This window comes from Marichromatium bheemlicum (genome assembly GCF_012276755.1).
Classification (GTDB): domain Bacteria; phylum Pseudomonadota; class Gammaproteobacteria; order Chromatiales; family Chromatiaceae; genus Marichromatium; species Marichromatium bheemlicum.
The window spans coordinates 1-23,971 of record NZ_JAAXKX010000025.1 but is presented as its reverse complement, the minus strand read 5'-3'; the positions used below and the strand labels follow the sequence as shown (position 1 = coordinate 23,971).

Annotated in this window: 24 protein-coding genes; 19 read left to right on the top strand and 5 right to left on the bottom strand. The window is 65.6% G+C overall.

The genetic code is table 11. The features are described from left to right. Positions 1-4 precede the first annotated feature (4 nt). On the bottom strand, positions 5-790 hold the full coding sequence (locus HF203_RS14020) for a DUF2189 domain-containing protein (protein WP_168670728.1): 786 nt from the start codon (positions 788-790) through the stop codon (positions 5-7). Positions 791-1,253: 463 nt separating this feature from the next. Here HF203_RS14020 and HF203_RS14015 point away from each other — a divergent pair, with 463 nt between their 5' ends. From HF203_RS14015 to HF203_RS13930, 18 genes are all read left to right on the top strand, one after another. After that, entirely contained in the window at positions 1,254-3,170 is a 1,917-nt protein-coding gene (locus tag HF203_RS14015) for a methyl-accepting chemotaxis protein (protein ID WP_168670727.1), read from the top strand. A gap of 29 nt (positions 3,171-3,199) precedes the next feature. Further along, positions 3,200-4,774 carry a chemotaxis protein CheW gene (locus tag HF203_RS14010; RefSeq protein ID WP_168670726.1) on the top strand — a complete coding sequence of 525 codons (1,575 nt, stop codon included), beginning with the start codon at positions 3,200-3,202 and terminating at the stop codon, positions 4,772-4,774. Between the two features lie 40 nt (positions 4,775-4,814). Continuing rightward, a complete protein-coding gene (gene cheB, locus HF203_RS14005; protein ID WP_168670725.1) occupies positions 4,815-5,894 on the top strand; it encodes a chemotaxis-specific protein-glutamate methyltransferase CheB in 1,080 nt (359 codons plus the stop codon). 115 nt (positions 5,895-6,009) lie between these two features. Next, a complete protein-coding gene (locus tag HF203_RS14000; RefSeq protein WP_168670724.1) occupies positions 6,010-6,633 on the top strand; it encodes a HEAT repeat domain-containing protein in 624 nt (207 codons plus the stop codon). Positions 6,634-6,639: 6 nt separating this feature from the next. Further along, the gene (locus tag HF203_RS13995; RefSeq protein ID WP_168670723.1) at positions 6,640-7,485 is read left to right on the top strand and encodes a CheR family methyltransferase; all 846 of its coding nucleotides are present in this window, start codon (positions 6,640-6,642) and stop codon (positions 7,483-7,485) included. Further along, entirely contained in the window at positions 7,482-7,871 is a 390-nt protein-coding gene (locus tag HF203_RS13990; protein ID WP_168670722.1) for a response regulator, read from the top strand. The genes HF203_RS13995 and HF203_RS13990 overlap by 4 nt, the downstream gene beginning before the upstream one ends. Next, a complete protein-coding gene (locus HF203_RS13985; RefSeq protein ID WP_168670721.1) occupies positions 7,868-10,228 on the top strand; it encodes a chemotaxis protein CheA in 2,361 nt (786 codons plus the stop codon). The genes HF203_RS13990 and HF203_RS13985 overlap by 4 nt, the downstream gene beginning before the upstream one ends. Next, positions 10,228-10,464, top strand: coding sequence for a hypothetical protein (locus tag HF203_RS13980; RefSeq protein WP_168670720.1), 237 nt, complete (start codon positions 10,228-10,230; stop codon positions 10,462-10,464). The genes HF203_RS13985 and HF203_RS13980 overlap by 1 nt, the downstream gene beginning before the upstream one ends. A gap of 13 nt (positions 10,465-10,477) precedes the next feature. Then, positions 10,478-10,852 carry a response regulator gene (locus HF203_RS13975; RefSeq protein WP_062275764.1) on the top strand — a complete coding sequence of 125 codons (375 nt, stop codon included), beginning with the start codon at positions 10,478-10,480 and terminating at the stop codon, positions 10,850-10,852. Positions 10,853-10,864: 12 nt separating this feature from the next. Next, positions 10,865-12,124, top strand: coding sequence for a methyl-accepting chemotaxis protein (locus tag HF203_RS16280; protein WP_168670719.1), 1,260 nt, complete (start codon positions 10,865-10,867; stop codon positions 12,122-12,124). Between the two features lie 84 nt (positions 12,125-12,208). Next, positions 12,209-13,066, top strand: coding sequence for an STAS domain-containing protein (locus tag HF203_RS13965; protein WP_168670718.1), 858 nt, complete (start codon positions 12,209-12,211; stop codon positions 13,064-13,066). Next, the gene (locus tag HF203_RS13960; protein ID WP_062275770.1) at positions 13,063-13,455 is read left to right on the top strand and encodes an STAS domain-containing protein; all 393 of its coding nucleotides are present in this window, start codon (positions 13,063-13,065) and stop codon (positions 13,453-13,455) included. Before HF203_RS13965 ends, HF203_RS13960 begins: the two co-directional genes overlap by 4 nt. Next, complete coding sequence (locus tag HF203_RS13955) at positions 13,448-13,858, top strand: anti-sigma regulatory factor (protein ID WP_168670717.1); 411 nt, start codon at positions 13,448-13,450, stop codon at positions 13,856-13,858. The genes HF203_RS13960 and HF203_RS13955 overlap by 8 nt, the downstream gene beginning before the upstream one ends. Positions 13,859-13,955: 97 nt before the next feature. Further along, positions 13,956-14,333: an anti-sigma regulatory factor gene (locus HF203_RS13950; protein WP_246221795.1), complete on the top strand. Its 378-nt coding sequence runs from the start codon at positions 13,956-13,958 to the stop codon at positions 14,331-14,333. Next, on the top strand, positions 14,324-14,923 hold the full coding sequence (locus tag HF203_RS13945; RefSeq protein WP_168670715.1) for a SpoIIE family protein phosphatase: 600 nt from the start codon (positions 14,324-14,326) through the stop codon (positions 14,921-14,923). The genes HF203_RS13950 and HF203_RS13945 overlap by 10 nt, the downstream gene beginning before the upstream one ends. Then, positions 14,916-15,992: a sensor histidine kinase gene (locus HF203_RS13940; RefSeq protein ID WP_168670714.1), complete on the top strand. Its 1,077-nt coding sequence runs from the start codon at positions 14,916-14,918 to the stop codon at positions 15,990-15,992. Before HF203_RS13945 ends, HF203_RS13940 begins: the two co-directional genes overlap by 8 nt. Further along, a complete protein-coding gene (locus HF203_RS13935; RefSeq protein ID WP_062275779.1) occupies positions 15,989-16,357 on the top strand; it encodes a response regulator in 369 nt (122 codons plus the stop codon). Before HF203_RS13940 ends, HF203_RS13935 begins: the two co-directional genes overlap by 4 nt. Before the next feature lie 956 nt (positions 16,358-17,313). After that, a complete protein-coding gene (locus HF203_RS13930; RefSeq protein WP_168670713.1) occupies positions 17,314-18,282 on the top strand; it encodes an MBL fold metallo-hydrolase in 969 nt (322 codons plus the stop codon). Between the two features lie 43 nt (positions 18,283-18,325). Here the strand turns inward: HF203_RS13930 and HF203_RS13925 are convergent, their stop codons facing one another. From HF203_RS13925 to HF203_RS13910, 4 genes are all read right to left on the bottom strand, one after another. Then, entirely contained in the window at positions 18,326-18,523 is a 198-nt protein-coding gene (locus tag HF203_RS13925; RefSeq protein WP_168670712.1) for a zinc-finger domain-containing protein, read from the bottom strand. Between the two features lie 59 nt (positions 18,524-18,582). Further along, complete coding sequence (locus HF203_RS13920; protein ID WP_168670711.1) at positions 18,583-19,506, bottom strand: branched-chain amino acid transaminase; 924 nt, start codon at positions 19,504-19,506, stop codon at positions 18,583-18,585. Positions 19,507-19,896: 390 nt separating this feature from the next. Then, positions 19,897-22,755, bottom strand: a complete 2,859-nt coding sequence (glnE, locus tag HF203_RS13915) for a bifunctional [glutamate--ammonia ligase]-adenylyl-L-tyrosine phosphorylase/[glutamate--ammonia-ligase] adenylyltransferase (RefSeq protein WP_425483211.1) — start codon at positions 22,753-22,755, stop codon at positions 19,897-19,899. A gap of 17 nt (positions 22,756-22,772) precedes the next feature. Then, positions 22,773-23,666, bottom strand: coding sequence for a D-hexose-6-phosphate mutarotase (locus tag HF203_RS13910; protein WP_168670709.1), 894 nt, complete (start codon positions 23,664-23,666; stop codon positions 22,773-22,775). Positions 23,667-23,698: 32 nt separating this feature from the next. Between HF203_RS13910 and HF203_RS16130 the strand changes: the two genes are divergently transcribed. After that, a partial coding sequence (locus HF203_RS16130) for a hypothetical protein (RefSeq protein ID WP_210424794.1) occupies positions 23,699-23,971 on the top strand: 273 nt, incomplete at its 3' end.

The window sequence follows — 23,971 nt, the reverse complement described above, 5'->3', positions numbered from 1 at the left end:
CGGTTCAGTCGCGCGGCACCAGATCGCGATAGGCGTGCCAGGTGGCGTGCCCGAGCAGCGGCACGGCAACGAACAGCCCGAGCAGCAGGCTCATCAGTCCGAGCCCGACGATCACCACGATCAACCCCGCCCACAGCAGCATCGGCACCCAGTTGAGCCGCACCGCGGCGAAGCTGGTGCGCGCCGCGGTGAAGGCGTCGACCGGGCGATCGATCAACATCGGCACCGTTACCGCGGCGATGCAGAAGGCCGCGGCCGCGAACACCGCCCCCACCCCGACCAGCACCGCCACCAGCCCGAGATGATCGCCGGAGAGAAAGACCACGGCGACGAAGCGCTCCCAGCTCGGCAACGGATCGGTGAACAGCATGATGAACAGGAACACGGTGGCAAGGATCCACAGCTGCAGGATCATCAGCAGGAAGCCGGTGGCAATGCCCAGCTGCCCCTGGTTGCGGCGGAAGGCCTCGAGCGCCTGACAGCGTTCGAGCGACTCGCCGACCTCAAGGTGCGCGCTCATCTGGTAGAGCCCGATGGCCAGCAGCGGTGCGACCAGATAGAAGGCGGCGAGCAGGAAGGGCAGCAGGAAGGCGAGACGCCCGAGCGCCAGCGGCACACTGATCGCCAGGCTAATCAGCACGATCCCGGCGCCATAGCGCAGGCTGTAGCCGGGAGCGGCGCGCAGATCGCGCCAACCGGCACGCAGCCACCGCAAGGGCTGAGCCAGGGCAACCCGGTTGACCCCGGGCGGCGGATGGGCGGCGGATTCGGATGGAGTGGACGGCGACATGCGGGTATTCCTCCGCGCTCGATCGACCACCAGATAGCTGGAGGCGGAACAGCAAACCGCAACGCCAGCGGCTAACCGTCAACGGCCGGGGGCTTGAATCGCCAAGCCGCGAAGGCGAAAAGACGGGCCTTCGACGGACACCGCTCCCCCCGACCACCATCAAGTCATTCCCAGCGCCGTGGACAGGGCCGACGAATGGGGACAGAATCACTGACGAGGCCACTCACCGGGGCGACAACCAGCCAACCGGCCAAAGCTGTCCTAAACTCGCAGATACGAATCCCACCCCATTGAGGGCTCACGCCCGATACTGCGTGGAGGCAGTCAGCACCAGAGACACACAGCCAACAGACCCGATCCATTAGGCCAAAGGGCGGCATTGCCTCGTTGCGCAGCTCATCATTCACCGAGGCGGCATCCCGGTTGACCTGTTCATATTTGGCACATCGCGCAGGAAACCGTCATGGCACTCGTGAAGACCCCCAGCACACCCGGCCCCCAATCGACCGGCGAGACACGCACCAACGCGGCAACCGCCCGCGAGGCAGAGGCACAACGCAGGCGCGCACGCACCCTGGCAAAGCAGCAGCAGGCCGCCGAACGCGTTGCCTCGGCAACCGCCCAGCTCTCCTCCGGGATCAACGAGGCAGCCTCAGCGGCCGAGGAACTCAAGCGCTCCTCCGACCAGATCGCCACTGGCGCCGAGGAGGCTTCAGGGGCGGCGCAGGAGTCACTGGCAGCCTTCAAGCAGGTTAGCTCCGCGCTCGACCGCCAACTCGACAACGCCACGCTGTCGCAGACCAAGGTCGATGCCTCGCAGACGCTGATCGTCAAGGTCAGCGCGGACGTCACCGGCATGATCACCAACGTCGGGGTCGCGGCCAAACGCCAAGGTGAATCGGTCAGGATGGTCGCCGAGCTGGAGCAACAGGCGGCCAACATCGGCGACATCGTCAAGGCCGTCGCCCGCATCGCCGACCAGACCAACCTACTCGCACTCAACGCCGCCATCGAGGCGGCACGTGCCGGCAAGCATGGCAAGGGGTTCGCCGTGGTCGCCGACGAGGTCCGCACACTCGCCGAGACATCGGAGAAGAGCGCCAAGCAGATCCAGGATCTGGTTGGCCAGATCCAATCCGAGGTCAAGGTCATCTCCGACGGCATCAACGACTCGGCGACCAAGGTACAGGGCGAGGTCGAGAACGGTCGAGCGGTCACCTCACAGCTCGAACAGATTCGCGCCGATGCGATCGAGATCACCGCCGCGGTCCAGGAGATCGCCGCCAGCGCCCAACAATCCAACGCCGCGGCGAGTCAGGCACTGAAGGGCGCCGAGGAGATCGCGGCGGCGGCCGAGGAGCAGTCGGCGGCATCAGAAGAATCGGCCAAGACCGTCGCCGAACAGACCCAGGCACTGGCCGAGTGCGAACAGGCCGCACAGAATCTCTCCGAGCTGGCTGAGGACCTCAAGAACTCCACCGATATCACCAAGAGCGCCGAGGAGGTGGCCTCGGCCGCCGAGCAGCTCTCATCGGCGGTACAAGAGATCAACCGCTCGGGCACCCAGATCATGGCCGCCGTCGAGCAGATCCGTAAGAGTGCGCAAGTACAGGCCTCGGCCACCGAGGAGTCGGCAACGGCCATCAACCAGATCGAGAAAGGGGTCGACGACTCGCTGCAACGCTCGCGTATCTCGGGCGAGAAGGTCGGCGCCATCACCGAGTTGCTGGCCAACAACAAGAGCAGCATCGACGCGCTCATCGCCGGCGTCGCGGACTCGGTCGACTCCTCACGCCTGAGCCTGCGTCAGATCAAGGACCTGGAACTGGTCTCGCGACGCATCGACAAGATCGTCGACGCCATCACCACCGTCTCCATCCAGACCAACATGCTGGCGGTCAACGGCTCGATCGAGGCCGCGCGCGCCGGAGAGTTCGGCAAGGGGTTTGTGGTCGTTGCCACCGACATCCGCAACCTCGCTCACGACTCGGCGGAGAACGCCGACCGCATCAAGGACCTGGTGAAGGCGGTACAGGACCAGATCGGTGTCGTCGGACGCGATCTGGAGGAGATCATCTCGGCGGCGATCAGCGAGGCGGAAAAGGCCAAGTCGATCACCACGGGACTGGAGACCATCGAGACCGATATCGCCGAGGTCAGCCGCTCATCGACGGAGATCGAGGCCGCGGCCAGCGAGATCTCCGCCGCCATCGCACAGGTCAAGGTCGGGGTCGACCAGATCGCATCGGCCGCCCAGGAGGCCGAGAAGGCCTCGACCGAGGCTGCGGCTGCGGCCCGCCAGCAATCACAGGGAGCGGAGGAGCTGGCGGCGGCCATCGAGGAGATCGCTTCGCTGGCCGATGAGCTGCAGAGCGCTTGAGGCCCATCGTGGTTACGCGGGAGACAGTCATGACCCAAGACCTGGTCAAATCGTCACCCCCCGCCGCGCCGAGCGGCGAGGATGTGGCCACAGAGGGGCAGGAGCACGACCTGCGTCAGTTCGTCATCTTCGTGTGTGGTAGCGAGGTCTTCGCCGTCGACATGGCGCCGGTACAAGAGATCATCCGGGTCCCCGATGTGGTCCGGGTACCGCTCGCGCCCGCCACCCTGGAGGGCCTGGCCAACCTGCGCGGCAAGGTCTTGCCCATCATCAACCTGCGTCGTCTGTTCGGCTTCGAGGAACGCGACGACGACGACGCCACGCGCGCCCTGGTGATCGATCTCGGTCAGCCACTGGGGTTCGTTGTCGATCGCGTCAGCAGTGTGGTTGGGGTCGAGCCCTCGTGTATCGAGGAGGTCGGGTCACTGGCAGCGACGGTGAAGACCGACCTGCTCTGCGGGCTGATCAAGGACGTCGGCGGTTTCCCCATGGTAATGGAGCTCGACTTCAAACGGCTGATCGACACCGAATTCACCGCGATCACGACCCTGGCTCGGCATGGCGCCGCGGCACTGGCCGAGACCAGGGGTGTCGAGGAGGAGGAGGAAGAGGACGCGGACGAGCTCCAGCTGGTCAGCTTCGAGGTCGCCGAGCAGGAATACGCCATTCCGATCGAAAACGTGCAGGAGATTGTGCAGTTCCCCGAACAGGTGGTGAAGATCCCGCGTGCCGAACCCCATGTGATCGGGTTGATGACACTGCGCAATCGCCTACTGCCATTGGTCTCGCTGCGCTGTCTGTTCGACTTGCCGCCACACACCGCCGACGAACACAGCCGCGTCCTGGTGGTACAGCTCGGAGAGTTCGCCGTGGGCCTGGCGATGGACAGCGTCAACGAGGTGCTGCGCGTCCCCTGGTCGGCGGTCGACGCCATGCCCAAGCTGTTGGCGCGACATGATGACCTGTCGGACATCGAGCAGATCTGCCGACTCGATGAAGGACAGCGTCTGGTCTCCATCATCTCGACAGACAGACTCTTTCGTCATTCATCGATCCGAGAGGCCTTGAACAGCGTGGAAGACATGGACTACGACAATCGTACCGATGACGACATTGAGGGCGACGAGCAGGACGACGACGAGGAGCAGATGGTGGTATTCCGGCTCGACAAGGAGGAGTTCGGCATCCCCATTGAAAGCGTACAGGAGATTGTCCGCCTCCCCGACGAACTCACCCATGTCCCCAAGGCACCCGACTTCGTCGAAGGGGTCATCAACCTACGCGGCTCGGTATTGCCGGTGATCGACCAGCGCCGCCGCTTCGGCCTGCCGACAGTCGCGCGTAACGATCGACAGCGCATCATGGTATTCCTGCTCGAGGGCATACGTACCGGCTTCATCGTCGACTCCGTAGCCGAGGTGCTCAAGATCCCGAAGACGGCGATCGAGCCGGCGCCACAGCTCTCCAGCGAGCAGGCCAGACTGATCGCGCGGGTAGCCAACCTAGAGGGTCAGAAGCGTATGATCCAGTTGATCGAACCCTCGCAGCTGATCGCCAAAGAGCAACGCGTCGAGCTAGAGGAGCTGACCGAGACCCCCGCCTAGGGGTCCCGACATGAGGCCGGCCCACCGACCAGGAGTTCACGTGATCAAGCTGTTGATCGTCGACGACTCGGCGCTGATGCGCCGCCAGCTCAAGGCCCTCTTCCAGGCCGAGGGCGATTTCGAGATCCGCGTCGCCCGCAACGGCCGAGAGGCGGTCGCCGAGAACATCGACTTCGCCCCAGACGTCGTCACGCTCGACATCAACATGCCGGAGATGGACGGGCTGACCGCGCTGTCGCTGCTGATGGCCGAGCGGCCGGTCCCGGTGGTGATGGTCTCCTCGCTGACCGAGAAGGGGGCCATCGCCACCTTCGAGGCGCTCAACCTCGGCGCCGTGGACTACATCCCCAAGCCCGGCGGCACCATCTCGCTGTCGATGATCGAGATCGAGGCCGAGATCGTCGCCAAGGTCCGTGCGGCATCACGCGCACGCATCCGCACCGCCCGCGGGCTAGCCGCACGTATCCGAGGCGACGCCCCGGCACGCGCCCTACGCCCCCGGACCAAACCGACCAGGGCAACACCCGACGACACCTCGAGCAGTAGCAGCGGCATCGTGGTGATTGGGGTCTCGACCGGCGGCCCACGCACCCTCGAGGACATCCTCCCCAGACTCCCTGCCGACTTTCCCTGGCCGGTGCTGGTGGCACAACACATGCCGCCAAGCTTCACCCACCCCTTCGCCGAGCGCATGGACCTGCTCTGCCAGCTCACGGTCTCCGAGGTCAGTCGCCCCACCGCAGTCGTCGCCGGCAACATCTACATCGGCAAGGGCGGCGCCGACATGGTCCTGGCACGACGCGGCGGCAGGCTGACGGCGCTAGCCCGCCCCGAGGACCCGACCAAGCTCTGGCACCCGTCGGTCGAGCTACTGGGACGCTCGGTACTCGAGCACTGCGACCCGGCCCGGGTGGTCGCGGTGATGCTGACCGGCATGGGACACGACGGCGCCCAGGCATTCACCGAACTCAAACAGCGCGGCGCTCGCACCATCGCCGAGTCGGAGGAGAGCGCGGTGGTATTCGGCATGCCGGCCGAACTCATCTCGCGCGGTGGCGCGAGCCTGGTGTTGCCGGTCGAGCGCATCGCCGACCAAGTGCAGATCTGGGTGGAGCGCTAAGCCGATGACGACCACCGCCCCCCCTCTAGCGCCGACCACGAGCGAGGTCGCATGACGACGGGAGATCGGGGCCTCGGCGACCACGCCCCCCAAACCAACCGCGGAGCACGATGGCATGGCACTCAAGAAACCCGCTCCGACAGCGCCATCCAGCGATGACGAGCGCCGTCTGGCACGCGATCTCCCTGGGCTGCTGAGCGCGCTCGCCGCGGCCGATCCGCTCGCGCGCCGCTGGGCAGCACGCGATCTGGCCGCCCACCCGAACGCGTCACGCGCCCTGGTCGACCGACTCAGGATCGAGACCGAGCCGAGCGTCAGCCAGGTGATCCTGACGACACTGACCCGACTCGGCGACGAGATCGCGGTCGCCGGCCTCACCGAGTGTCTGCGCAGCGAGGACGCCATGCTGCGCAACGCCGCCATCGAAGCGATGAAGCAGCTCCCTGACGAGGTCGCCCCGGTCATGGAGCAGCTGCTGAAGGATGACGACCCGGACGTGCGCATCTTTGCCGTCGACGTACTCGAGTCGCTGCGCCACCCCCGCGTCGAGGAATGGCTCATCCGCGTCATCGCCGAGGACCCACACGTCAACGTCTGCGCCACCGCGGTCGACCTGCTCGGCGAGGTCGGCTCCGAACGCGCGGTTCCGACCCTGCACGCGCTCAAGGCCCGTTTCGTCGACGAACCCTATATCCAGTTCGCCGCCGATCTGGCCCTGAAACGCATCGCACAAGGCTGACCCCGGATGACACAGGCGCGCATGATCAGCGACGAGGACTTCCGCAAGTTCCGGGAATTTTTCTACCGCAAGACCGGCATGCTGTTCGAGGACAGCAAGCGCTACTTCGTCGACAAGCGCCTGCTCGAGCGGATGGATGCCACCGACTCGGAGAGCTTTCGCGCCTACTTCACCATGGTGCGTTTCCAAGCCTCCGGCGAGGAGCTGCAGACACTGATCAACGCGATGACGGTCAACGAGACCTACTTCTTCCGCGAGGAGTACCAGTTCCGCTGTCTGGTCGACTCGATGCTGGAGGAGATCGTCACGCACACGAGGCAACAACGTGCGCTGCGGATCTGGTCGGTGCCCTCCTCGTCAGGCGAGGAACCCTATGGCATCGCCATCTATCTGCTCGAACACTGGCCACGGCTCGACGACTGGGACATCGAGATCGTCTCCTCCGACATCGACACCGAGATCCTGAACCAGGCCAGACGCGGTCGTTATACCCACCGCTCGATACAGAACCTGCCACCGTCGCTGCTGGCCAAGTACTTCAGACGCGACGGTGATCACTACCTGATCGATCAGGAGCTGCGCGAGGCGGTCGACTTCACCCGGGTGAACGTCAGCGACGCCGCGGACATGCGCAGACACCGCCACTTCGACATCATCTTCTGTCGCAACTTGCTGATCTACTTCGACGACCTGTCGCGCAAGCAGACCGCCGAGTCCTTCTACGACGCCCTCAACCCGGGCGGCTTCATCTGTCTCGGTCACTCCGAATCGATGAGTCGGATCTCGTCGCTGTTCCGGGTACGCAAGTTCCCCGAGGCGATCGTCTATCAGAAACCCTGGGAGGCCCGATGAAGCGGATCCTGGTCATCGATGACGCCGCGACGGTGCGGCTCTATCACCGCAGCATCCTGGAAGAGCTGGGCTTCGAGGTGAGCGAGGCAGTCAACGGCCTCGAGGCATTGGAACGGGTGGCCGAGGGTGACTTCGACCTCTATCTGGTCGATATCAACATGCCCAAGCTCGACGGCTATGGCTTCCTGCGCGAGCTGCGCGGCAAGGACATGCCACAGGCGCCGGCGATCATGGTCTCGACCGAGGCCGGCGCCAACGACCAGAAGCTCGCCTTCCTGTCCGGCGCCAACCTCTATATCGTCAAGCCGGTCAGACCCGAACGGCTCGCCTCGCACGTCCTGACGCTGCTCGGCATGACATCGAACGGCCGGGGAGCGCCGTCATGAACCCACTGCTCGATCAATTCATCACCGAGGGGCGAGACATCCTCCAGACCATCGGTGAACGCCTGCTCCAGCTCGAGGACACCCCCGATGACAGCGCCCTGATGGGCGAACTCTTCCGCCTGGTGCACACCCTCAAGGGCAACAGCGGACTGTTCGACCTGCCGGAGATGACCCGTGTCCTGCATGCCGCCGAGGACCTGATGGACGCGGTACGCGATGGGAGACGGCCCTTCGATCGCCCGGTGGCCGACAGGCTGCTGGAGGCAATGGACTTCGTGCTCGCCCTGATCGACGAGATCGGCGACAGTGCCGAGTCGGCGCCACCGAATACCGCGCGACACGCCAACGACGCACTCGAACTCGCCAATGCGCTGCGAAGCCTGCTCGCCGCTGCCCAGGCCACGACACCAACCGCCACCGAGACCGAGCCAGCGCCCTCCCCAACACCTGCGGCGATACCGTTCGAATCGCTCCCGAGCAGGATCCAGCAGGAACTGGCCCAACGCCTCGAGGCCGGCGAACCACTGTGCTGGCTGACTTACGAACCCGAGGAGGAGTGTTTCTTCAAGGGCGAGGACCCCTTCCACCAGGTCTTGCAGCTTGGCGAACCCTACTGGCGCCGGGTGAGCAGCCGCGAGGACTGGGCCCCCCTGGACGAACTCGACGCCTATCGCTGCATCCTGCGCTTCGAAGCGATCCTGAATACCCCAGCCGAGGCGCTGCACGAGCACTTCCGCTACATCCCGGAGCAAGTACAGATCGTCCCGCTGCAGCCGCCAGCGCCGAGCATTGCACCAGCCCCCTCATCCGAGCCACCGCCCGATGCCGAAACAGCCTGGTCCTTCAACGTCGTACTGGAGGCCCAGCGCGAGATCCTCGGACTGACCGACAACCCGCCGTGGCTGAGCGGGCGACTGCGCGCGGTCGCCACCACCCTGGAGGCGGCCTTCGCCAGCATCGGCCAGGCGGTGGATCGCGACGCACTACAGCAAGCCCTGCACTCGGCCGACGCCTCTCAGTCCTCACAGCCTCTACTACACTGGCTCGACGAACAGCAGCGTCTCGGCGACACCCAGCTCCCGGCCGCCGCCCCCCCACCGACCACAGCCACCGCCGCTCGCCCTGAGGCGCCAGAGGCGGAGGAGCCGATCAAGTTCGGTCGCCGCGCCGAGGACCGACTGGCCGGTCACACACTCAAGGTCGATCAGGTCAAGATCGATCGATTGATGAACCTGATCGGCGAGATGGTAGTCACCAAGAATGCCCTGCCCTATCTCGCCAACCGCGCCGAGGAGGTGTTCGGGACACGCGAGCTGGCCCGTGAAATCAAGGCACAGTACGGAATCATCAACCGCATCGCCGAGGAGATGCAGGACGCCATCATGCAGATTCGCATGATGCCCGTCTCATTCGTGCTGCAGCGCTTCCCGCGTCTGGTCCGCGATACCGCCCGCAGACTCGGCAAGGAGGTTCGGCTGGTGATGGAGGGCGAGTCGACCGAGGCCGACAAGAACATCATCGAGGCCCTGGCCGACCCGCTGGTGCACATCGTGCGCAACAGCCTCGACCACGGCCTTGAGTCCCCTGCCGAGCGCCGCGCCTCCGGCAAGCCGAGCGAAGGACGGCTGACCATCTCCGCCCGCCAGGAATCCGACCGGGTGGTGATCGAGATCAGCGACGACGGTCGCGGTATCGACCCGGAGCGGATTCGGCGCAAGGCATACGAGCGCGGCCTCATCGGTGAACCCGAGCTGGAACGATTGACCGATCAGGAGGCAATCAACCTGGTATTCGCGGCGGGCTTTTCCACCGCCGAACAGGTCTCGGACCTGTCCGGGCGGGGCGTCGGCATGGACGTCGTGCGCAACGCCATCGCCTGTGTCAACGGCACCGTCGAGCTTCACAGCCAGCTCGGCCAGGGCACCCGACTGCAACTCTCGCTACCGCTATCGATGGCGGTAACCAACGTCATGATCATCGAGTCGGCCGGGCAGCGCTTCGGCGTCCCGATGGACACGGTCGCCGAGACCGTCAGGGTCGCGCGCAACGACATCCGTACCATCAAGCGCCGTCTCACCACGGTGCTGCGCGGACGCCTGGTGCCACTGGTCACACTCAACGACCTGCTGGGACTCACCATCGAGCAGGCCCCCAACGGCGACGACGAGTTCGCCGTGCTGGTGGTCCGCATCGGCCCGGACCCTCTCGGCATCATCGTCGACGACTGTCGGGAAACGATCGACATCATCCTCAAGCCTCTCACCGGAATCCTCGCCGGGCTAGGCGGCTACGCCGGCTCCGCGCTGCTCGGTGATGGCTCGGTACTGCTAGTGCTCAACCCGAGGGAGCTGCTCTGATGGCACTCGCATTCAAGAAGGTAACCGTGGTCGTCAGTGAGCAGATGACCGTCGAGGACGCCGAGGTACTACTCGACTGGCTGATCAAACACCCACGTGGACGGATCAATCTATCCGCCTGCACCCATCTGCACGCCGCCAACCTCCAGGTCCTGATGGCCGCACGGCCGAGGATCTCGGCCTGGCCACGCCATGCGCCGCTGGCCGCCTGGATCAAGGCGGCCCTGACCCCATGAGGAGTTCAAGACCATGTCCAAGACGATACTGGTTGTAGACGATTCGGCAACCATGGTGATGAGCCTCAAAGCCAGCCTGGAGATCGCCGGCTTCACCGTGGAGACCGCGGGCGACGGCGTCCAGGCGATCTCCAAGCTCAAGTCCGGGATCAAGCCGGACCTCATCCTCACCGACATCAACATGCCCAACATGGGCGGCATCGACTTCATCCGCAACGCGCGAGCCCTGCCCGGCATGCGCTTCACCCCCATCCTTGCGCTCACCACCGAGAGCCAACAGGCCAAGCGCGACGAGGCCAAGAAGCTCGGCGCGACCGGCTGGCTGGTCAAGCCCGTGGGTGGGGCCGATCTGATCAAGGTCATCAAACAGGTACTGCCGGGGGCCTGAGGACCTCAGACGATGCCCATCACCAACCAACACCAAGTGGTGATCGATGCGAATCTGGCGCAGGCCCGCATGTTGCGGCGCACCATGGGCTGGATCAACCTGCTCGGCAGCCTCGCCATCACCATCCTGGTGTACCTGACCCACGACTGGTTGAACCTTGGTCTGCAAACGGCCGGCTCCAACGCCGCGCTCATCCATGCGCTGATCTTCGGCGGCGCCGTGCTCGGCACCAACTTCATCGCCGGGTTGGTGTTCTTTCGCTTCAGCTTCCGCGTCAACAGCGCCCTGTGCCAGACCTGGGACCGGGTGATCCAGGAGCTTCGCCAGGGCCAGCAACAGGCACAGGGGGACAAGGAGGCGCGCGCGCTCACGGTCGAGCAGGACCAAGCCATCGAGCAACAGCTCGGCGAAACGGTCGCCGAGACCGAGGCCTCGACGCTCAACGTCATCGAGCGCACCAGCCAGCTCAATGCCGACGCGGCCCATCTGCTGGACTATCTGAAGAAGTCCACGGGCAATGCCAAGTCGATGGAAGAGGACATCTCCGGCAGGCTCGAGGACATCACCGAGATCGCCCTCCTGGTACAAGAGCTACCCACGCGCATCCAGGCGGACATGGAGGCCATCGAGAAGGTCCTCCACGACATCCGCCAACTCGGCGGACTGACCAGCTCGATCAAGCAGATCAGCAAGAAGACACGACTCCTCGCACTCAACGCCGCTATCGAGGCGGCGCGGGCGGGCGAGGCCGGACGCGGCTTCGCCGTCGTCGCCGGCGAGGTGCAGTCGCTGGCCGACCACGCCACCGAAACGGCCGACACCATCGAGGACGGGCTCAACCGCGCGCTCCAAAACGTCGAGCGGAACCTCCAGTTCACCCTACTCGAGGGCTCCCAGGAACAGCTAGAGCAAGCGAGCAAGGCGGTCGAGTCGATCCATCGACTCCGCGACAACTACGAGGACGTACGCCAGTTCTATAAGGTGTTGTTCTCGGTCATCACCCATCACAACACCAGCCTGGCAACCCAGATCTCGGACATCCTCGGGTTGCTGCAGTACCAGGACGTCACCGGCCAGCGACTGGAGCGCATCCGCACCACTCTGAATCACCGCGCCAGCGTCTTGATCAACGCCGATGACGATCCCACGCAATTGCCAAACCAGCTCCGGGCGGTGTTCGATGACTATCTGCGCAGCGAGGCAAACCATGCCCGCTCGCAGACCAGCCAAGCGGCAGAGGACCCGAACGAACCACGCATAGAACTCTTCTAGCAACCGGCCCTGGCGCCCGAGAACCAACCCGCGCGCGACACTGCCAGGCCGAGATAGCGCCGCCGACAAAACGCCCCGAATACCATGACGAACGCACTCGGACACCTCTTACAAGACCAACGCAACGCGCTATTCACGGCCTGGCTGGAACGCGTCAAGGCGATGCTGCCACCGCCATCCTCGCCCATCAGCGCAGCGCCACCGCCTCCGGGACACCACCTACGAGCCATCTTCGAGGGCATCCTCGATGCCCTCGAACAGCCACCGTCGGAGGACTTCACCCTCGGTCCAACCGACTCATTGACCGATCACCTGCGTCAGCTCGTCAGCGACCAGGCGCGCCACGGCGGCAGCGCCAACGAGACGGTCGCCCTGCTACTCACGCTCAAGCGTTTGATCACGGCCCGTTTGGTCACCTCCACCACGCCCCCGGAGGTCGATGGCCTGCTGTGGCTCGACCGCGTCTTCGATGGGCTGACGCTCAGCACCTTCGACGCCTTCGTCGAGGTCCGCGAACAGATCATCACCCAGCAGAGCCTGTCGCTACTCGAACTCTCGACCCCGGTACTACGCCTCTGGAACCGCATCCTGTTGCTGCCGCTGGTCGGGGTCATCGACACCATCCGGGCCCGCCAGGTCACCGAGCGACTGCTGGAGGCGATTGCCCATCACGAGGCGCGGGTCACCATCATCGACCTCACCGGCGTGCCGATCCTCGACACCAGCGTCGCCCAACACCTGATGAAGACGATCGACGCGGCCTGCCTGCTCGGCACCCGCATCGTCATGACCGGCATCAGCCCGGAGGGCGCACAGACCCTTACCAAGCTCGGCATCCGCTTCGACGACGTGCTCAGCCGCGCCACATTGCGCGCGGGCATCGCCGAGGCGCTGCAGCTCATTGGACTGCGCATCGGCCCGATCGAGGATCGACACTCATGAAGATCCCGATCCTGCGACTGGGACGCATCCTGCTGGTCTCCATCCAGGACGACCTGACCGACAACGACGCCATGCAATTCCAGTCGGACCTGGTCGAACGCGTGGCCGAGATCGAGGCGCTCGGTGTGGCGATCGACATCACTGCGTTGGACGTGGTCGATTCCTACATGGCGCGCGTCATCAACGACACCGCCTGCATGGTCGGACTCCTCGGCGCCGAGGTGGTGATCTGCGGCGTTCAGCCGTTCGTCGCGATGACGTTGATCGAGATGGGACGTGACCTGCTCGGCGCCAACTGCGCATTCAACCTCGAACAGGGGCTGGAGATCCTCAACCGTCGTATCGCCACCCGTGGCGACATTCACATCGACGAGGACGAGGATGACTGAGGCCTTTGCCAGTGAACTCATCCCGATCCGCACGCCGACGGATATCGTCACCGCACGGCGTGCCGCCCGGACCCTGTGCGAGCGTCTCGGCTTCGGCAAGGCCGATCAGACACGGCTCGCCACCGCCGTCTCCGAGCTGACCCGCAACGTCATCCAGTACGCCGGCGAGGGCAGTTGCCAGATCAGCGATACCTCGGACGCCAGATACCGACGCATCCGCGTCCTGGTCGAGGACCACGGCCCGGGGATCCCCGACACCACCCTGGCGCTCACCGACGGCTATAGCACTAGCGGCGGGCTCGGTGCCGGCCTACCCGGCACACGGCGCCTGGTCGATGACTTCGGCATTGAGTCGATGCCGGGACTCACCCGGATCACCATCGCCCTGCAGAAGCCATTGTGACCACCCCACCATGACTCCAGGCGGTGACATGCATTCAGACCGATACACACCCCCTTCGGCGCCCTCGCCCCCCGACCCCGACATCGTCGCCATTAGCATGCGCATCGATACCGAGTCCGATGTCGCGGCCATCTGCCGCGCAGTCCGCGCCTTGGCCGAGCGCATGGCATTCAGCCGCAGCGCGGCCTACTCCCTCGCCACCGCCGCGTCCGAGCTGGCGACCAATCTCCTGATCCATGCCGGCGGCGGCCAACTACAGGTCGCCCCGCTCACCGGCATGCGCACCGGGATCGAACTGCTGGCCGAGGACCACGGACCGGGCATCGGTGACCTGGCGCTCGCGCTGACCGATGGCTACAGCACCGCCGGCGGTCTCGGCTGTGGACTGCCCGGCGTCGACCGTCTGATGGATCTTTGCGACATCGACTCCGTGCCGGGCCACGGCACCCGAGTCAGGGCGGTCAAATGGCGCTGACCCCTCCGTTCCCCCACCCGTGCATCGGTCAAGCGCTGCGTTCACACCCGAACGAGCTGCACTGTGGTGATCAGCTCGGCTGGTGGACACGACCCGATCGGCTGCGCCTGGCGCTTGCCGACGGCCTGGGCCACGGGCACGAGGCTGAAGTCGCAGCCAGCGCGGCCATCGCCCAGGTCGCGGCCATGCCCGATCACCACCTTGAGGACATCTTCCTCGCCTGCGATCAGGCCCTGCGGGACACACGGGGCGCCGCGCTCGCCATCGTCGACATCCACCCCCAACTCGACCGACTCCGCCATGCCGCCGTCGGCAACATCCGCAGCGTCATCGCCCACAGCGGCCTCATCCGACGCCTGAGCAGCGCTCGCGGCATCGTCGGCGCGGGCTACCGGGATCTGCGCGCCGAGTCGTTCACCATCACCGTCGGCGACTGGCTGACCCTGTTCACCGACGGGATCCAGGAGAGCGCCAAGGTCCTCAACGGTCTCGACGATGCCACGGTCTCGGACCAGCTCGCCGAACAGCTCATCGAGCGCTGGGCCGACGGGCACGATGATGCCGGCATCCTCATCTATCGCCATGCCTGAACCCAAAGCACCACAACACACCGGGGAACTCGGCCAGCGTTACACCGAACTGTTGCACCGCGCCGTCTTCGCCAAGAACCCACTGGTCTCGGAAGCGGCGCTAGCCGAGGCGGCCGACCTCGGACGCACCCTGATCGCCCGCGCCGTGCCTCTTGAGGAGGTCGGAGAACTCCATCACGAGGCACTTATCCAACTCGCCCACGACCATCCCGACTTGCCATTGAGCCAGGTCGCCGGGCAGATCACAGCCCCGCTGATGGAGGCCTACATGGCCTACAGCCTCGCCTTCCGCGAGCAGCTCGAACGCCGCGCCGAGGCCATTGTGAACGCCCGTCTCGAGCAATCGCGCCGCCTGGAGGCGATCGGCACCCTGGCCGCCGGTATCGCCCACGACTTCAACAACATCCTCGGGGCCATCCTCGGCTTCAGCGAACTGCTCGGCGACGAACTCCCCGCCGACTCTGCGGGCCGCCATCACCTCGCGTACATCCAACAGGCGAGCTTTCGGGCGCGCGATCTGATCGCTCGCATGCTCACCTTTGCACGGGCAATGGCCGACACCCCGAGCGCCGTCGAACTGGTCTCACTGACCGAGGAAACGTTCAAGCTACTGCGTGTCTCGCTACCGGCGACCATCCAGCTCGCATTTGCGCCGCCCAACCGAGACGCCTGGGTCCTGGCCGAGCCGAGCCAGCTGCAGCAGATCGTGATGAATCTTTGCATCAATGCCGCCGACGCCATCGGCGACCAACCAGGTAGTATCCAGGTCGCCATCCAGCCCATCGCCACCGCGGCCGGCGCGATGATCAGACTCAGGGTCGAAGACGATGGTGAAGGTATGAACGACGAGACCCTGGAGCGGGTCTTCGACCCCTTCTTCACCACCAAGGCACCCGGCAAGGGCAGCGGATTGGGGCTATCGGTCGTGCACGGGCTGGTCACCAAGCTACAGGGAACGATCGAGGTCGAGAGCACCCTCGGCAGCGGCACCCGCTTTCTCATCGATCTACCTCGCCTTTCCCACCCCGATACCACCGCGCCGCCCACCGCCACAGGAGAAGCGCCATGACCAAGATCCTGATCGTCGACGACGACGACCTCTTTCGCACCATGCTCGTAGAGATGGTGCGTCGCGAGGGCTACGAGGTCAGCGCCGTCAGCAACGGCAAAGAGGCACTCGAGCACATCGAGCACGATCGTCCGCAGCTCATCATCACCGACATCCTGATGCCGGAAATGGATGGCATCGAACTCATCATGGAGCAGAACAGACGAGGCAACACCATACCGGTCATCGCCATCTCCGGGGGACGGCGCGCCATCAGCCTGGAGTTCAACCTGGAATCGGCCGAACTCATGGGCGTGCGGGCGACGCTACCCAAGCCCTTCACCCGCGAACAACTCAGGAGCGCCATCACCGAGGCCCTGCAATGAGCCCGGCGCAAGGCGAGCCAGCGGCCAAAAGATTGAACCGCCAAGACACCAAGGGCGCGAAGGGAGAAAAGCCTTCAGCCGCCAGCGGCGCTGCACTCAACGATCGATACCTGGATCGTGCGCCACGGCTGACAGCGGGCGGTGCCGTGGTCGAAGGCGCACACACGCTGGCGACTGAAGGCCGATCGCCCGAAACTTGAATCTCCGCGCTCTTTGCAGCTTTGCGGTTCAATTCGCTGGCGGCTGGCGGCTGGCGGCTGGCGGCTGGCGGCGGCGGCTGGAGGCCAGGACGTTGAACCGCAAAGTCGCGAAGTGCGCCAAGGATCTCGAAAACAGCCAGTCGCCTGTTATCAGTGGATGACAGGCACGCACAGGTCGTGAGGTCAAACAGCAAGAGGACAGCGCAGCACAATTCACCTTCGTGTTCTTTACGACTTTGCGGTTCAATCCGCTGGCCGCTCACGGCTCACGGCTCACAGCCAGGACGTTGAACCGCAAAGTCGCGAAGTGCGCCAAGGATCTCGAAAACAGCCAGTCGCCTGTTATCAGTGGATGACAGGCACGCACAGGTCGTGAGGTCAAACAGCAAGAGGACAGCGCAGCACAATTCACCTTCGCGCTCTTTGCGGCTTTGCGGTCCAATCCGCTGGCCGCTCACGGCTCACGGCTCACAGCCAGGACGTTGAACCGCAAAGTCGCGAAGTGCGCCAAGGATCTCGAAAACAGCCAGTCGCCTGTTATCAGTGGATGACAGGCACGCACAGGTCGTGAGGTCAAACAGCAAGAGGACAGCGCAGCACAATTCACCTTCGCGCTCTTTGCGGCTTTGCGGTTCAAACGGCTGACGACTGACGACTGGAGGCTGGAGGCTGGAGGCTGGCGGCTGGTAGCTGCCAACCGATGAAGCCGTTAGACTCGGGCGCTGGCCCATCGTCAGGAGAAGGAACGGAGACCCCATGTCGCATGCCCCCTTCCAGCAGATCGCCGAAGACGTCTACTGCATCGAGACTGGCCTCTATCGCCATGGATTGGCCGCCTGTTATCTAGTCCGTTCGGACGACCACCTCGCCTTCATCGACACCGGTACCGATCACACGGTCCCGATGCTGCTCGAGGTCATCGCCGAGCTAGGGCTGAGTCCGGACGAGGTCGACTACGTCATCCCCACCCATGTCCATCTCGACCATGCCGGCGGCAGTGGCTCGCTGATGGCCGCCTGCCCCGAGGCACGGTTGGTGGTACACCCACGTGGCGCGCCCCACCTGATCGACCCCGAGCGGCTGATCGCCGGCGCCACCGCGGTCTATGGTGAGGAGGACTTCGTCAAGGACTACGGCACCCTGCGCCCGGTCCCCGAGTCACGCGTGATCATTGCCGAGCACGGTCAGACCTTCCAGCTCGGCGCGCGCACCCTGACCTTCCTCGACACCCCGGGGCATGCCAACCACCACGGCTGCATCCTCGACTCGCTCACCCACGGCATCTTCACCGGCGACACCTTCGGCATCTCCTATCGCGAACTCGACAGCGATGCCGGTCCCTGGTTGTTCGCCCCGACCACCCCCGTCGCCTTCGACCCCGAGGCCTGGTTCGAGACCATCGATCAATTGCTGGCACTCGAACCCAGGTCGATGTATCTGACCCACTATGGTCGCATCGACCGACCCGGTGAACTCGTCGGCATGCTGCGCGAGAGTATCCGCGCACTGGCCGAGCTGGCGCTCGCCGAGGAGGGGCACGACGACCCCGAGCGTGGTGAGCGCCTCACCCGAGCGGTTGGCGACTGGCTCGTCAGTAGCGCGCGCGCACACGGCATCGGCCTCGCGGAGACACGGCTACGCGAGCTGCTCGCGGTCGACATCGGGCTCAATGCCCAAGGGCTGGAGGTGTGGCTGAAACGGCGGGAGAAGCGCGCCGCGCGCTGAACGGCGAGAGGGGCCCCGCCACACCATGGCGGGGCGGAATCAATCAGTCGGCAAGACGATAGCGCGCGCCGCAATACGGACAGGTGACCTCCCCGTCCGGGGCGTCGGCGATCGGCAGATAGACCCGCGGATGGAGGTTCCATACCGGGGTCTCCGGGCGCGGGCAGGCGAGCGGCAGCTGCGCGCGGGTGACCGCGATCGGTGCCGCCTCCTGGGGTTGACGGGTAGCGGGATCGGCCATGGATCGAACCTCCGTGATCGTGGGCGCCGCGCCCTCGATGGACGCGACGCAGATTGCACTCAGACCAGGGTCAGCCAGTCGGCACGGGCCTCGTCGCGGCCATGGACCAGTTCAAAGTAGGCCGACTGCAGTCGCTCGGTGACCGGCCCACGGGTACCGGCGCCGATCGCCCGGCCATCGACCTCGCGGATCGGAGTCACCTCGGCGGCGGTGCCGGAGAAGAAGGCCTCGTCGGCAATATAGACCTCGTCGCGGGTGATGCGCTTCTCCACCACCTCGATACCAAACGCCTTGGCCAGGGCGATCACGGTACGACGGGTGATACCGTCGAGCGCCGAGGTCAGGTCCGGGGTGTAGAGCACGCCGTCGCGGACGATGAAGACGTTCTCGCCACTACCTTCCATCACACAGCCCGAGGCGTCGAGCAGCAGCGCCTCGTCGTAACCGTCACGCTGCGCCTCCTGGAGCGCCAGCATCGAGTTCATGTAGTTGCCGTTGGCCTTGGCCCGGCACATGGTGATGTTGACGTGATGGCGGGTGAAGGAGGAGACCTTCACACGGATGCCGTTGCGCATGTTCTCCTCACCCAGGTAGGAGCCCCAAGGCCAGGCGGCGACCACACAGTGCACCTTGAGATTGTCGGCACGCAGCCCCATCCCCTCCGGTCCGTAGAAGCACATCGGGCGCAGATAGGCCGATTCGAAACCGTTCTCACGCACCACCGCGCGCTGCGCCTCATTGATGGTGTCACGATCCCAGGGCATCTCCATGCCGAGGATGTGCGCCGAATTGAACAGCCGGTTGGTGTGGTCCTGGAGCCGGAAGATAGCCGTGCCCCGATCCGTCTGATAGGCGCGAACCCCTTCGAAGACACCCATGCCGTAGTGCAGGGTATGGGTCAGTACGTGAGTCTGGGCCTCGCGCCAGGGCACCATCTCACCATCCAGCCAGATCAGACCGTCGCGGTCCGCCATCGTCGTCATATTCTGCTCCGTATCGACCGGCCCCCGCATGGGGTCAGTCACCATAATGAGGGTCCGGGCCCCCGGATCGGTCCGTGGCACGAACCCTGATAACACATGTGCGCGGCGATACCCGACTCGGTCGGGTCGTCTCGACACCCCAATGACTGGCGCGTCTGTCGGTCCTGCGCCCGGCGACGGAACCGCGGCGCGCCCGCAAGATCCCGATCCGCGGCACCATCCCTGTGCGCCGGATCGGTCGATAGCCCGACGGGCTCCAGCCGTCGGTCGAAACGGCGACAACTGCGTCGCCGGACGTTCCCCCGAGCACCTCGGGGCAGGCGAAGATGCCCGCCCGAGCGCCGGTAGTCCGGCATCAGGGCTCAGGGTATGGGATGCGTGGGCGGCCCGCTAGTCGCACTCCCCCATCAGCTCGCACCACAGCGCCCGCACCCGCGCCCGCTCGTCCAGCAACTGGTCGTCGGCGATGGTTTTGGGCTGTTCCTGCAGGGCGCTGCGATGATAGGCGGCACGTAAGACCTTGTAGGCCTCGGCGAGATTCTCAGCGGTGTCTCCTGGCAGCAGGTCGATGCGTGCCAGGGTTTCGAGCAGGCGGACGTTGTCGGTCCAATCGGCGAGCTCCGGATGATCGGCAGCCCAGCGCAGTACGGAGTATTGAACCATAAACTCGATATCGGCAATACCGCCTGGACCTTGCTTGAGGTCAAAACGTCCGCCACCGCTACGATCGAGATTGGCACGCATCTTCGCGCGCATCTCGCGCACATCGCACCGCAGCCGCTCGGGATCGCGGCGCTGACACAGGATCTCGCGGCGCACCTCGAGAAAGCGCTGCGCTAGCTCGGGGTCACCGGCAACCGGCCGGGCACGGACCAGTGCCTGGTGCTCCCAGGTCCAGGCGTCGTTGGCCTGATAGCGGGCAAAGGCCCCGATCGAGCGCACCAGCATCCCCTTACCACCGTCCGGACGCAACCGCATGTCGACCTCGTACAGGATACCGGCCGGGGTCCGGGTGGTCAGCAGATGGATCAGGCGCTGGCCGAGACGACCATAGAACTGTTCGTTGCTGATCTCGCGCGCACCATCGGTCATCGCGGTCATCGACTCGCTGGCGTGGATGAACACCAGGTCGAGATCGGAGCCATAGCCAAGCTCGATGCCGCCGAGCTTGCCGTAACCGAGTACCAGGAAGCCCGATCCTGCCCCAGGCATCGCGGTGGGACGACCGTGGCGCGCCCAGAGGTGGGCGAGGGTCAGGTCGAGCGCGCGCGCCAGGGTCACCTCGGCGATCTCGGTGAGATAGTCGCTGACCACCATCAACGGGATCACCCCGGTGAGGTCGGCGGCGGCGACGCGCAACATATTGCCCTGTGCGAACTGGCGCAGCCGCTCCATCTGCTGTTCGAGGTCCTCGGGGTCGAGCGGGCCGAGCAGCACATCGAGTTCTTCGTCGAGTTCCTCACGGCGCAGTGGCGCATAGAGCCGACGCGGGTCGATCATCTCATCGAGCAGGAGCGGCTGGCGTGCCAGTCGATCGGTGAACCAGGGGCTCATCCCGGCCAGACGCGCCAGCTGCGCAATGATGCAGGGATGTTCGACCAGCATCGCTAGATAGGAGGTTCGCTGCATCACCGCCTCGAGCAGCCGCAACACTCGCTCCAGGGCGAGGTCGGCGTGCTCACTGGCGGCCACGATCGGCAACGCCAGTGGCATTAACTGTGCCAGACGCTCACTGCCACGACGGCTCACCTTACGCTCGGTGGTATCGCGAAAGGCGTCGAGATGCGCCAGTGCCGACTCAGGGCTGAAGAAACCGGACTCAGCAAGCACCACCAAGGCCCGCTCACGGTCGTACTCGCCGCGCCACAGCGCCGCCAGCTGGTCCTCGTGCTCGTGGTCGGCGGGTTGGTCCTCACCACTCGGTGGTGCGAAGACCTCGTCGAAGTGACGCTGTACCCGATCACGATGCGCCGCCAGGACCGGCGCGAAGGCCGCCCAATCGACAAAGCCCATCGACCGCGCCAGCCGCTCGCGCGCCAGCGGCTCCTCGGGCAGGGTGTGGGTCTGGCGGTCGCGCCAGGCCTGCAGCCGGTTCTCGACCCGACGCAGAAAACAGTAGGCGTCATCGAGTTCGCGGACCGCCTCGGCCGGCAACAGCTCGCGCACCTCGAGGAGCGCCAGCACCTCGCGGATCGGGCGAATCTGCAGCTCGGGGTCGCGCCCCCCGCGCACCAGCTGGAAGGCCTGACCGATGAACTCGATCTCGCGGATACCGCCAGGACCGAGCTTGATGTTGGCATCCATGCCACGCCGATACAGCTCCTTGGCGATCAGTCGCTTGAGCTCACGCAGCGACTCGATCGCGCCGAAGTCGAGATAGCGGCGGTAGACGAAGGGGCGCAGCATCGCCTCGAGCAGGGCGATGTCCTCGGTGTCACCACACACCGGCCGAGCCTTGATCATCGCGTAGCGCTCCCACTCCCGCGCCTGCGACTGGTAGTAATCCTCCATGGCGTCGAAACACATCGCCAACGGACCTGAATCGCCGAAGGGGCGTAGTCGGGTGTCGACGCGGAACACGAAGCCATCGACCGTCTGCTGACCGAGCGCCTGCACCAGGCGCTGACCGAGCCGGGTGAAGAACTGCTCGTTGCTGAGCGCGCGCGGCCCGTCACGGACCTCGCCGCGCTCGGGGAAGGCGAAGATGAGATCGATATCGGAGCTGAGGTTGAGCTCACGCGCGCCGAGCTTGCCCATCGCCAGCACCACCATCTCCAGGGCGCGACCCTCGGCATCGCAGGGCACGCCCAGCTCGGCCCGGGTCCACGTCTGGAGCTTGGCGAGCGCCTGCCGGATACAGCAGTCGGCAAGCTCGGAGAGGTCCTCGAGCACCTCCTCGAGCGCGCCCTCGCCGCTGAGATCACGCCACACGATGCGCACCTGCTCGCGGCGCCGGAACAGCCGCAGCGCGCGCGCCAGCGCCTGTTCGTCGTCGACCCCGGCGAGCGCTTGGGTCAACGCGCGATCGAGATCCCCCGGCCCATAGGTGCGGAAGAGATCGCCGCTGGCCAGCAGCTCGGCGAACATCTCGGGGTGACGCTGTACCTCCAGCGCGACGAACTCGCTGCCGTCCCACACCGCAGCGCGGGCGCGCGCGAAGACGGGGGTATCGGGCACCTCGACACCCGTCTCGGCGGCCCAGGCCAGCCAGTCCTGCCAGTGACTCTCGGTGACGGGTTCGGTGCTCATCGGTTGGCTCATCGGCGCTACAGGGTCTCGATCTGGTAGTCGGCACCGATGCGGCTTGCCGCGCCCGGCGCCAGGTTGAGGGTCTCGGAGGCGGTGTTGACCGTCTCCACGCAGAGGAAGCGGTGCGCGTCCTCGGGCGCGAGGTCGTCGGCAAAACGGTGGATCTCGGTCGCGCCCGGGTTCCACACCACCCAGGTGCGGCTGCCGCGCGCGCGCACCCGGATGCGTCGCCCCAGCACCGGGTCGTCGAGCCACAGCGGACCGGGGGCGTCGAGATAGATACGATTGACCTCCTCGCCGCCGGCGCTCACCGGACCTTGCTGCCGACATGGCGCGACCGGCGCGCCCCGCGCCTTGTCCAGATAACACCGACCATCGAGCCCGTGCAAGCGAACCCGGTCAGGCGCGCCGACGCGCAGATAGGTATGCAGCCCCTGGGTAAGCGTCCAGGGGTGATCGGCCTCGTTACGGGTCTCCAGGGTCACCCCCAGGGTCGCCCCGACACGGATCTCCAGCAAGAGCGCGCAGGGGTACGGCCAGGCGGCGAGGGTCGCAGGCTCAGGCACCAGGCGCAGCCGCACCGCTCCGTCGGGCTGGGGCGCGCAGTCGCACAGCCGCCAGTCGGCGGTGCGGGCGAAACCGTGGATCGGACCGCCGTCCGGATCGACCCCGAACCAGGGCCAGCACAGCGGGACCCCGCCCATGCGCTCGCGCCCGGGACGGAAGGCGGTGCGACTGCCGACGAACAGCAGATCCTCGGCGCAACCGCGCGGTCGGTAGGCGAGCACCTGGGCCCGGCGGACCGAGACCAACGCCTCGGCCAGCGGGGTCTCGATCCGGGCGAGCAGATCGCCCGCCGCGGTCGCGACCAGCCGCACCCCGGCGCAGACCGCCTCCCCGACCTCACCCATCAGCACGCCCCCACGCGACGCGGACGAACACCATGAACAGGCGAGGGAAAGCGGGCACGGACATCGCGGCAACCTTCACGAATGCGGATTCGGTCGATTATACGCCGCGTGACGGGAGTGAGCGGCCAGCGGCCAGCGGCCAGGATGTTGAACCGCAAAGTCGCAAAGTACGCAAAGGCGCTCGAAAGCAGCTAGTTATCAGTGGATTACATGCGCTCTGGTTACTTGAGCACGGCCATTCAGCGATCTTGGCTTGCCGAGCCGCGGGAGAAGCAAGAAGAAAAAAATTCACCTTCGTGTTCTTT